9 protein-coding genes are annotated in these 10,642 nt (G+C 72.6%); 6 read left to right on the top strand and 3 right to left on the bottom strand.

Translation table 11 applies throughout. The features are described from left to right. On the top strand, positions 1-1,171 hold a 1,171-nt coding region (locus ABQ292_RS08515; protein WP_369205222.1), incomplete at its 5' end, for an IS110 family RNA-guided transposase. A gap of 136 nt (positions 1,172-1,307) precedes the next feature. Next, positions 1,308-1,499 (top strand): SRPBCC family protein, encoded by a 192-nt coding sequence (locus tag ABQ292_RS08510; protein ID WP_369205220.1) that lies wholly within the window; start codon positions 1,308-1,310, stop codon positions 1,497-1,499. A 256-nt stretch (positions 1,500-1,755) separates the two neighbouring features. On the opposite strand, the gene otnC is transcribed toward ABQ292_RS08510, so the two are convergent. Both otnC and ABQ292_RS08500 read right to left on the bottom strand, forming a co-directional pair. Further along, positions 1,756-2,382, bottom strand: coding sequence for a 3-oxo-tetronate 4-phosphate decarboxylase (otnC, locus tag ABQ292_RS08505; RefSeq protein ID WP_369205218.1), 627 nt, complete (start codon positions 2,380-2,382; stop codon positions 1,756-1,758). Between the two features lie 19 nt (positions 2,383-2,401). After that, a complete protein-coding gene (locus ABQ292_RS08500) occupies positions 2,402-3,271 on the bottom strand; it encodes a GntR family transcriptional regulator (protein WP_369205216.1) in 870 nt (289 codons plus the stop codon). Between the two features lie 91 nt (positions 3,272-3,362). Between ABQ292_RS08500 and ABQ292_RS08495 the strand changes: the two genes are divergently transcribed. The 4 genes from ABQ292_RS08495 to ABQ292_RS08480 are packed head-to-tail and all read left to right on the top strand — an operon-like array spanning position 3,363 to position 8,132. Further along, positions 3,363-4,457: a 2-keto-3-deoxygluconate permease gene (locus tag ABQ292_RS08495; protein ID WP_369205214.1), complete on the top strand. Its 1,095-nt coding sequence runs from the start codon at positions 3,363-3,365 to the stop codon at positions 4,455-4,457. Between the two features lie 38 nt (positions 4,458-4,495). Then, complete coding sequence (locus tag ABQ292_RS08490; protein WP_369205212.1) at positions 4,496-5,758, top strand: RuBisCO large subunit C-terminal-like domain-containing protein; 1,263 nt, start codon at positions 4,496-4,498, stop codon at positions 5,756-5,758. After that, entirely contained in the window at positions 5,758-7,044 is a 1,287-nt protein-coding gene (locus ABQ292_RS08485) for a four-carbon acid sugar kinase family protein (RefSeq protein ID WP_369205210.1), read from the top strand. The genes ABQ292_RS08490 and ABQ292_RS08485 overlap by 1 nt, the downstream gene beginning before the upstream one ends. A 38-nt stretch (positions 7,045-7,082) precedes the next feature. Continuing rightward, positions 7,083-8,132, top strand: coding sequence for an alcohol dehydrogenase catalytic domain-containing protein (locus ABQ292_RS08480; RefSeq protein WP_369205208.1), 1,050 nt, complete (start codon positions 7,083-7,085; stop codon positions 8,130-8,132). A gap of 867 nt (positions 8,133-8,999) precedes the next feature. Here ABQ292_RS08480 and ABQ292_RS08475 read toward each other — a convergent pair. After that, the gene (locus ABQ292_RS08475; protein ID WP_369205206.1) at positions 9,000-10,505 is read right to left on the bottom strand and encodes a PP2C family protein-serine/threonine phosphatase; all 1,506 of its coding nucleotides are present in this window, start codon (positions 10,503-10,505) and stop codon (positions 9,000-9,002) included. Between the last annotated feature and the right edge of the window lie 137 nt (positions 10,506-10,642).

Genomic DNA, 10,642 nt, shown 5'->3' with positions numbered 1-10,642 from the left:
TGCGTGCGCAGTCCGGGGGCGCGGGCGGCGGGTGAGTCAGACGCGGACGTTCAAGACGACCACCCGGTCGCTGGTGGTCATGCGGGACTGGTTGGTGGAGTGCGGGGTGACGATCGCGGCGATGGAGTCGACCTCGACCTACTGGAAGGCGCCGTTCTACTGCCTGGAGGAGGTCATGGAGGTCTGGCTGCTCAACGCCGCGCACATGAAGGCCGTCCCCGGGCGCAAGACCGACGTCCGCGACGCCGAGTGGATCGCCCAGCTGCTCGAGCACGGGCTGCTGCGGCCCTCCTTCGTGCCGCCGCCCGACATTCGCCGGCTGCGGATGCTGACCCGCTACCGGGAGCAGCTCATCGGCGACCGCACCCGGGAGGCGATACGGCTGGAGCTGATGCTGGAGGACGCGTCCATCAAGCTGTCGGTGGTTGCCTCCAGCCTGACGACGGTCTCGGCGCGGGCGATGCTGGCCGCGCTGATTGACGGCGAGCGGGAGCCGCGGGCGTTGGCGGAGTTGGCCAGGGGCCGGATGCGGGTGAAGATCCCGGCGCTGACCGAGGCGCTGACCGGGCACTTCGACGCCGGCCACGCGCGGTTGGCCCGCTCCATCCTGGACCGGCTGGACGCGGTGGAGGCGGCGCTGGCCGAGCTCGATGCGGTGATCGCCGACGCGTGCCAACCGTGGGCGCACCAGCTGGAGCTGCTGCAGACCATTCCCGGAGTCGGTGAGAAGGTCGCCCAGGTCATCGTCGCCGAGACCGGCGCGGACATGTCCCGCTTCCCCTCGGCGGCGCACCTGGCCGCCTGGGCCGGGGTGGCTCCGGCGATCCACGAGTCGGCCGGCAAGCGCACCCCGGCCGGGCTGCGGCACGGCAACAAGTGGCTCAGCCACATGCTGGTGGAGGCCGCCGGCTCGGTGGGGCGGATGAAGGGCAAGAACTACCTGTCGGCCCAGCACACTCGGCTCACCGCCCGGCGAGGGATGGGGCGGGCGCAGGTCGCGGTCGCCCACTCGATCCTGGTCTCGGCCTACTACATGCTCACCCGGCATGAGCCCTATCGGGACCTCGGCGCCGACTGGCTGGCCCGGCGCACCACCCAGGCGCACACCCGTCGGCTGGTCGCCCAACTGGAGAAGCTCGGCCACACGGTGGTCCTCGACCCGGCCGCCTGACCCCGACTGCAGAAGCACTGGAGGACGGCCTCCGGCCGCCCCGCGCTGACGCGCGCCTGCAACTCACCTATTCACGGGTCTGTGTGGCACATGATCTTGGTCTATCTCCGGGAGCGACCAGGAGCACGATGGCCCGGTGGAGCAGAGCACCAGGATCGACGTCGAGGCCCCGGTCCAGCAGGTCTGGCAGGTGCTGCGCGAGGTCGAGCTGTGGCCGGAGTGGGCGCCGACGGTAACCTCAGTACGACGCCTCGACGACGGGCCGCTCGCCGTCGGGTCCCGGGTCCGGGTGGGTCGGCCGCGGATCCTCCGACCGAGTACGTGGTGACCGAGTTCAGGCCGCACCGGTGGTTCACCTGGGTGGCCACCGGCCGGGCGTCCGTACGACTGCTCGGCACCTGCTTGAGAGACTCAGCACCGGCGGCACGCGTGTGACGCTGGCGGTGGAGCAGGCCAGTCCCGTGGGCGTGGTGGTGGGACGGTGTCACCGCCGCCTCACTGATCGTTGTCTGATCGCCGAGGCCGAGGGGATCAAGGCCAGGAGCAAGAGACGGGCCGAGTGGATGGGCAGTGATTCCACCGCCTCAGGTCCGCCGAAGCGCTGCGACCTGCTCGGGCGTCAGCGGCCGCGTCCGCCGCCCGTCCAGCAGCAGGTGGATGCGGGCGGTCTCCTCGAGTTCCTCGACGGCATCGGCGGCCGATGCGAGGTCGGCGGCAGAGACGACCGGCCCGTGGTTGGCCAGCAGCATGGCGTGTGACGCGCGGGCCGTCCGTTCCGCCAGCTCCTCGAGTGAGCGGTCGCCCGGGGCGTGGTACGGCAAAAGGGGCAGCCGCCCCACGCGCATGGCGTAGTAGGCCGTCAGGGCCGGCAGCACGTCCTGGGGGTTCAGGTCGGCCAGGCAGGACACGGCGGCTGCGTGGGTGCTGTGCGTGTGCACCACGGCGGAGTCCTGGGGCCGGGCCCGGTAGACGGCTGCGTGTAAGAACGCCTCCTTGGAGGGCCGTGGCCCGTCGAGGTGGCAGCCCCGCAGGTCGACGAGGCTGAGCTGGTCGGTCGACAGTTGCCCGAGGCTCGCCCCGGTCGGGGTCACCAGGAAGCCCCCGGGTACGCGCACGCTCAGGTTCCCAGTACGACCGGCGGTCAAGCCGCGGGTGAACAGCGACGCGCCCAGCGCGACCACCTGCCCGCGCAGCTCTGGATGGTCTGCCACGTGCTCGCTCCTCGTCTGCTCAGGCCTGGGGGGACCGCGTACCGAGCAGCAGGGCCAGCTCCTGGACCAGTTCGCGCACCCGTCCGAGCTCCTCGCCCCCGCCCGCCCCGGGCGGACGGGGCCCGACGTGCGCGTCCACGTCGAACACGGTGTCCGGCCGGTGCCAGGCGGTGAACCACTCGAGCCCGCGCCCGTACTGGTCCCGGGTCACCCCCTGCAGGAGGAGGACCGGCACGCCGACGCCCAGGTCCAGGTGGGTGGCCACGGCCTCGTCCGCGGGCACCGCCTGCAACTGCCGCGGGCCGCCCTGCGGCTCGACGCCCCGCGCCCGCATCCAGTCGTGCAGTGAGCCGCCGTCGAGGTCCTCGGCCGACAGGTGCGGGAAGAGCTCCCTCGGCAACCACGTGCGCATGAAGACCAGCGGCTCCTCCTCCACCCGCCGGAGCCGCTCGAGGCGCCAGGTGTCGGTCACTCCGAGCGCGGTGGCGGCAGCGGACGGCGCCTCGTCGACCGCCAGCTCGACGATGTCGGTGCGGAGGTGGCGGCCACTGGCCTCGACCTGCTGGCGGAGGCCGCCGGCCTGGTCCGCGCGCCGCCGGTGCTCGGCGCGTGGTGCCACGACGCTGCCGCGGCCGCGTTGACGGACGATCAGTCCGAGGTCGGCGAGGTCCCCCAGTGCCTGCCGGACCACGCCCCGCGAGACGCCGTAGCGCGCCTGCAGCGCCTCCTCGGTCGGCAGCGGCGCTCCGGGCGGCAGGGAGTGGCTGTCGATCTGCTGCCGGAGCGCATCGCGGATCTGCGCGTACAGCGGCACACCGGCGACGCGGCCGAGCTCCAGCGGCGGAACGTCGTCCGTGGCCTCGGACGCCATGGACCTCTCGACGGACATCCCGCACTCCTCTCCCGTTGAGCGCCGCGGCGACGCAGCGGCCGCCACCTGTCCCAGCATCGTGCCCTGTCTGACGCAGGGGCTTGACGACGTGGCGCATGTCACCTTAGTTTTGTATAGACGAATTGTACGGACAACATTGTCCGTCCTGATGGAGGTCACCGTGAGCGATGTCCTGCGGACGAGCCCGTCCAAGTTCCCCATGTTCGAGGCGATGCGCCGGGTCCCGGGCGGCCTGATGCTCATCCCGCTGACGCTCGGCGTTCTCATGAACACCTTCGCGCCGGACGCACTCGGGATCGGAGGCTTCACCACCGCCCTGTTCAAGGACGGCGCCCTCGCCCTCATCGCCTTGCTGGTCCTGGCCACCGGGGCGTCCATCACCGGCACGCACAACGGCAAGGGCGCCGCCGGGACGACGCTGGTCGTCCTCCTCGCCAAGACCCTGATCCCCATCACGCTGTGCGTGGTCCTCGGACTCACGGTCGGCGTCGACGGGATCGTCGGCGTCTCGATCCTCGGGCTGATCGCCATCTTCGGGAACAGCAACGGCGCCATGTGGCTCGCCTTCGCCGGCGAGTACGGGGACGAACGGGACCGCGGCGCCTACGTCGCCAGCGCCTTCGACGACGGCCCCTTCCTCGCGCTGGTGTTCCTGGGCGCCTCGGGCCTGGCCGACATCCCCCTCCTGGCGCTGGTCGCCGCGCTGGTGCCCTTCCTCATCGGCCTGTTCATCGGCGCGGTGGACCGCGAGTGGACCAAGGTCCTGGACGCCGTGCCGAACGTCGTCATCCCGTTCATGTCCTTCGCGGTGGGCACCGGCATCGACCTGCGGACCGTCGTCACCGGGGGTGCCGCCGGTGCCGTCCTGGGTGTCGGCGTCGTCGTCCTCACCGGCGGGCTCACCTACCTCGGCTACCGGTTCCTGCTCCGCCGGGGCCGCGAGAGCGGCATTGGCTTCGCGGCCGGCACCACGGCCGGCAACGCGGTGGCTGTTCCTGCCGCCGTCGCCGCCGCGGACCCCAACTTCGCGCCCTTCGTCGCCTCCGCGTCCGCCCAGGCCGCCACAGCTGTCCTCGTCACGGCCCTGCTGGCCCCCACCGTCGCGGCCTGGGTCATGAAGCGGGCGGGAGCTCTCGAACCCGTCCCCCTGCCCGTGGTCCCGCCGAAACCCCATCACGCGTGACCGCGCCATCCCGCCCACACCGACCGGAGGACCCCGACATGCGTGACCCCCGCCGCATCCGCTGCACCTACTACATCGAGGCCGTCGACGTCGCACGGGCCGCGGCCGCTCTCGCCGGCGAGCAGTCGAGCGGGACCTTCATCGCCGTCCCCGGAGAGTCCGACCGGATCCGCGAGCGCCATGCGGCCGAGGTCGTGGAGATCCGCGAGCTCGGCGCGTGCGCGCCCTCCCTGCCGTCGAGGCGCCGGCCGGAGCGGGTGACCGCGGCCGAGGTCGTCGTCGAGTTCCCGATGGTGAACATCGGTACCGACATCGCAACCCTGCTCACCGCGGTCGCCGGCAACCTCTTCGAGCTCGTCGAGCTGTACGCCTGCCGGCTGCAGTCGCTCGAGCTGCCCGACGAGTTCGTCGCGGCCCACCCCGGCCCCGCCTTCGGCGTGGCGGGCACCCGCAAGCTCATGGGCGTGCCGGACGGCGTGCTGATCGGCACGATCGTCAAGCCGAACGTCGGCCTGGTGGAGGACGAGTTCCGCGGCGTGGTGCGCGAGCTGGCCCGCGCCTCGATCAACCTGATCAAGGACGACGAGCTGATGACCGATCCGGCGTACCTCCCCCTGGAGACCCGCGTCCGTGTCGCGCTCGAGGAGATCGCCGACGCCGAGCAGGTCACCGGGCACCGGACGATGTACGCCTTCAACATCACCGGGGACCTCGCCGGCCTCCAGCGCCGTCATGACCTGGTGGTCGAGGCGGGCGGGAACTGCGTGATGCTCAACGTCCCGGTCATGGGCCTGCCGGCGCTCGCGTGGCTACGGGGCTTCGCCCAGGTCCCCGTCCACGGCCACCGGGCCGGACTGGCCGCCTCGATGCGCTGCCCCGCCCTGGGGGTGGACTTCACGGTCTGGCAGCAGCTGGCCCGGCTGGCCGGCGCCGACCACGTCCACGCCAGCGGGCTGGGTAGCAAGTTCTACGAGCGGGACGAGCAGGTCGCGGCCAACATCCGCAGCCTGCAGGCGCCGCTGGGGACCACGATCGCCCCGCTCCCGACGCTGTCGTCCGGGCAGAACGTGCACACGCCGGGTCCGACGTTCGCGGCGGTGGAGTCCACTGACCTGCTCATGCTGGCCGGCGGTGGGATCGCCGGCCATCCGGACGGGCCGGCCGCCGGTGTCCGCAGCCTGCGCCAGGCGTGGACTGCGGCGGTGAGTGGGAACCCGTTGGCGGACGCGGCCGCGGCGCACGCGGCTCGTGGCGACTCCGCCCTCGCCCACGCGCTGCAGATGTTCCCGGCGGGTGCCTGATGGCCGACATCGGGTTCCTCGCCGACGACCTGACCGGCGCCAGCGACGTCCTCGCGCAGGCGCACGCCCAGGGGCTCGACGCCATGCTGGTCCTCGACCCCGGACGGTCGATGCCGGACGACGCCGACGTCGTGGGCATCGCCGGACCGGCCCGCTCGCTGGCCGGTGACGCGCTCGACGAGGCGGTGCGGTCCGGCCTCGCCCCGCTGGCGTCCCTGGACCTGTCCGTGCTGCTCTACAAGGTCTGCTCCACGTTCGACTCCTCGCCCACCGTGGGCAGCATCGGGCGGGGGATCGAGCTCCTGCACGAGCGGTTCCCCGGACACGGACCGGTGCCCGTCGTCCCCGCGCAGCCCGGCTTCGGTCGCTACACCGCCTTCAGCCAGCACTTCGGCGCCTACGCAGGCGAGGTGTACCGGCTCGACCGGCACCCCGTGATGTCCCGCCACCTGTCCACGCCGATGCACGAGGCCGACCTGCGGCTGGTCCTGGCCGAACAGCTCGCGAGCCGGCGCCCCGTCCCGGGCCTGCAGCTGCCGGCCCACGCCGACGGCACCTTCGACGACCGGTGGGCGCAACTGCGCGAGGCGGCCGACACCCAGGCCTTCATCGTCGACGCTGTCGACGACGCGCAGATGGACACCGTCGCCAAGGCCCTGCTCCGGGACCCGCGCCCCGCCGGACCGGCGCTCGTCGTCGGCTCCGGGGGCATCATGGCCGCGCTGGCCCGCCTCCGTGGTGGCGCACCCCAGAGGCCGCCGGCTCCCACCTCCTCCCGTGGCCCGACGCTCGTCGTGTCGGCGTCCGCGTCCACCACGACCGCCGGCCAGATCGCCGACGCCGTCCGGCACGGCTGGGTCGACGTCCCGATCCCGGCCGGGGACTTCGCCGCCGACGTAATCCGGAGGCCGTGGTCGGCCGCCGTCGAGGCGGCACTTCGGGCCGGACGGAACGTCGTTGTCCACACCACGCAGGGACCGGACGACCCCCGGCTCAGCGCCGGCTCCGCCACAGCCGCCGAGGTGGGCGGCACTATCGGCCGGCTCGCCGGCGACCTGGCCCGCCGGGGACTGACCCGGGACGTCATTGTCTGCGGCGGCGACACCTCCAGCCACGCCCTGCTGGCCATGGACGTAAGTGAGCTACGGGTCAGCGAGCAGTTCGTCACCGCCGGACCCATCTGCACCACCGATGACGCGGCCGCCGTCGCCGGCTGCCGCGTCCTGCTCAAAGGCGGCCAGGTCGGCCCCCCCGACCTCTTGCGCCGCTTCGCCGGCCTCATCTGAGCCGCACGTAACCCCCACCGATCGATCAGGAGAACACCATGAAGGCCGTCGTCAAGCACGCAGCCGAGCGCGGCATCCAGATCCGCGAGGACTGGGCCGATCCCGTCGCCGGCCCGGGGCAGGTGCTCCTTGAGGTGGCCGCCGCCTCGCTGTGCGGCACCGACCGGGAGCTCTACGAATGGACGCCCTCGGCGCAGGCGTTCAACCTCACTCCGCCGGTGGTCCTCGGCCACGAGGGCTCCGGCACGGTGCTCGCCGTGGGCGCGGGCGTAGAGAACCTCACCGCCGGCGACCGGGTCGCGTTGGAGAGCCACCTCATCTGTGGCCGGTGCTATCCGTGCCGGACCGGCAGCGCGCACACGTGTGAGCGGACCGGCATCCTCGGTATGCACATCGACGGCGTGTTCGCAGAACGCGTCGCCGTCCCCGCGGACATCTGCGTGCCGCTGCCCGCGTCGGTGTCGCTCGAGACCGGCGCCCTGCTGGAGTCGGCCGGGGTGGCCATGCACGCCGTCCAGCGGTCCGGATACGCCGTGGCCGGGCAGTACGTCCTGGTCAACGGCTGCGGGCCCGTGGGTCTGGTCATCGCACAGATAGCCCTCGCCCTGGGAGCCGCGGCCGTCGTCGCCGTGGAACCCAACCAGTTCCGCCGGAAGCAGGCGGAGTCGATCGGCGCGCGGGTGCTCGACCCGTCGGACGACGTCGTCGGCGTGTGCCGCGACCTGGCCGGCCGGCGCGGCGGCTTCGATGTCGCACTCGAGGTCTCCGGCGTGCGCGGGGTGCTGCCGCCGCTGCTGGAGGCGCTGCGGCGGGAGGCCACGCTCGTGACGGTCGGGCACCCGAGCGAGCCGGCCGCGATCGACATCGCGGCGTTCGTGAACAAGAAGGGCATCACCCTCCGCGGCATCTTCGGCCGCCGGCTCTGGGACACCTGGGAGCAGTTGCTGCTCCTGCTGCAGTCGGGTCGCATCGACCTCGACTGGCTGATCACCCACCGCCTGCCGCTCGACGAGGCAGAGGCCGCGGTCGAGCTCCTCACCGGCGATGCCGGGAAGGTGCTGCTCGTCCCGGGCGCGAACCGACGGTGATCCGGCGGGGTCGGGCCGGTACCCCGCCGGCCCCACCCCGTTCGCGCTGACGGACCAACTCGTGGTGGCTGCAGTTCTGGCTGCACTCGCAGGGGATTCTCGGTTGTTCAGTTCCGTCCGCTGCCGTCTCGGACCCCTGTGAACCTGCTTCGGGCGTCGTTGCGACCGTCGGCGGATGTCTGCGAACGCGCACCCGGACAGCGCAACGACGCCGGGCAGCGCGGCCTGGCCTGGCCTGACCTGACCTGACCAGCCCACGCCTGCACCCGCGGGCACCGCACAGCGGGTGCCGTGCGTGAGCGGCCGCTCGGGGAGGTGAGGGAACCGGCGCGAGCCGTCGGGCCCAAACGCGGGGGCCACCTGCAGCGGGCGACGAACCGCGCGGACCCACGGGCGCACAGGTTGTTCCGCGCCCAGGCATGACCCTCAAGGACGCGGTCACGCTCTGCGACAGCCACACCCGACGATGCCGTCCTTGTTCGGCCAGCTCAGGACGGCTTCCCTTGACCACCAATTTGACCACCATTGAGCCGCGTTCGGGGCCGTTCGCCGCAGTTCACCGTCGTTCCGTAAGTCGGTTGACCTGCGCGAATGAACTTGGGCGGACGTGCAGGTAGCCGCGGCCGACGGCTGGGGGTCAAGGGCTCGCGGGGTGGGGTTCTGTCAGCTCGACGAGAACCGCTGACCTGGGGCGCCGGACTTCGGCGGACCGCGGCGGATTATTCACCGCCCGCCCAGCGCTAGGAGCGGCCGCGGGGACTGGCGCCGCGCTGGAGCACCCAATCTCTTCTGTCTGGGGTGCGGACCTGGCCGATGTCGTGGCTCATGACCGCCTGCAGCCGGGCCACCGCGGTGGCCCGGCCGTCGTCAGGCGCGGACGGCGGCGAGGACGCAGACGTCGTCGTCCCGTTCGACTGCGGTGTGGCTGCCTTCGATGACGTCGCGCACGAGCCGGGCCGCGCCGCCGGCGCGTCCGTGGGCGACGACGGCGACGAGGCGGTCGACGCCCTGGTCGAGGTCCTCGCCGCGGCGCTCCACCAGCCCGTCGGTGTACAGGAGCAGGGTCCCGCCGACCTCGAGGGTGGTCCTGCCCACGGGGTAGGTCGAGTCCGCGGTGGCCCCGAGAGCGCGTCCCTGCGCGCCGTTGAGGAGCGTCACCGGACCCTCCGGGGTCTGCAGCAGCCCGTACGGATGGCCGGCAGCGGCGTACTCCACGACGCCGGTGGTCAGGTCCAGATGCAGCACGGACGCCGTCGCCATCGCCGGGGCCAGGGAGCCGATGAGGAGCTGGTTGAGGCACGCGAGCACCTGGCCGGGGCTGCGGCCGTCGGCGACGTGGGCGCGCATGGCACCGCTGAGACGGGCCATAAGCCCGACGGCAGTGGGGCCGTGGCCGACGACGTCACCGATCGCCAGGACGAGTCGGCCGTCGGGCGCGTGGAAGACGTCGAACCAGTCGCCCCCGAGGCGGATCTCTTGTGAGGCGCCGAGGTAGCGGGCGGCCAGGTCGAGCCCGGGGATCGTGGGCAGCGGCGGTAGCAGACTGTTCTGCAGGTCCTGCAGCACCTGCCGTTGACGGCCCAGCGTGGCCCGAAGCTCCTGCTCCAGGCGGCGGACCTCGGTGACGTCGCGGGCCACCGCCGCCACGCCGATGGTCGGGCCACCGGCCGTGCGGACCGGGAAGAAGGATTCGATCCAGGTGCGGGCGGTGCCTGGATCCGCCGGTGTGGCACCCACGATCTCCACGTCACGCAGCGGCTCGCCGGTGTCCAGAACGCGCCGGAGCAGGGGTTCGGCGTCGGCCCGCAGGTCGGGCACGACGTCGAACACCGGCCTGCCTTCGTGCTCGGCGACCGACAGGCCGTTCATGGCGGCCAGTTCCTGGTTGATCCGGACGAACCGCATCTCGAGGTCGATCAGCGCGAAGCCGATCGGGGCGTCGCGCAGCAGGGTGGAGACGATGGCGGCCTCGGACTGTGCGAGGTGCCGCAGCCGCTCCTGCCGGCTGAGGTCGATGACGACGGCGACCCACTCGTAGGGGTCCCAGCGCAGGGCGGCCACGGCTGCGAGCACGGGCACGCGGCTGCCGTCCGGGCGCAAGAAATCCTTCTGGAACAGGATCGAGCCGCTGCGCCGGACGGCGTCGACCGCCCCGGCGTCGCGCTCGGTCTGGTCGGGCGGTGTGATGGCCGGCCAGCGGATGCCACCGTCGAGGTCGGCGCGGCCGAGGCCCAGGATGCGCAGCAACTCGTCATTGGCCTGCTCGATGACCTCCCCGGTACCGGCGGCCATGCCGACGGCATCCCCGTCGAAGAGCGCCTGCAGGCCACGGGCCTGGCGGACGAGGTCGGCCGAGGCGCCTGCGTCCCTCACGGCGGGGAGTCTGCCAGAGCTCGGCTCGCCGCCAGGTCCGCGCTGGACGCGGGATGGCGCACGGCAGGCGCGACGGGGACAGTGACGGAGCGGGGTGCGCCGCCCCGTGACCTGCTCATCGTCGGTCGCCTCCCGTA

The organism is Geodermatophilus maliterrae, assembly GCF_041018925.1.
In the GTDB taxonomy this organism is placed as follows: Bacteria; Actinomycetota; Actinomycetes; order Mycobacteriales; family Geodermatophilaceae; genus Geodermatophilus; species Geodermatophilus maliterrae.
The sequence above is the reverse complement of the archived record's forward strand: the minus strand, read 5'-3'. Positions and strand labels throughout refer to the sequence as shown.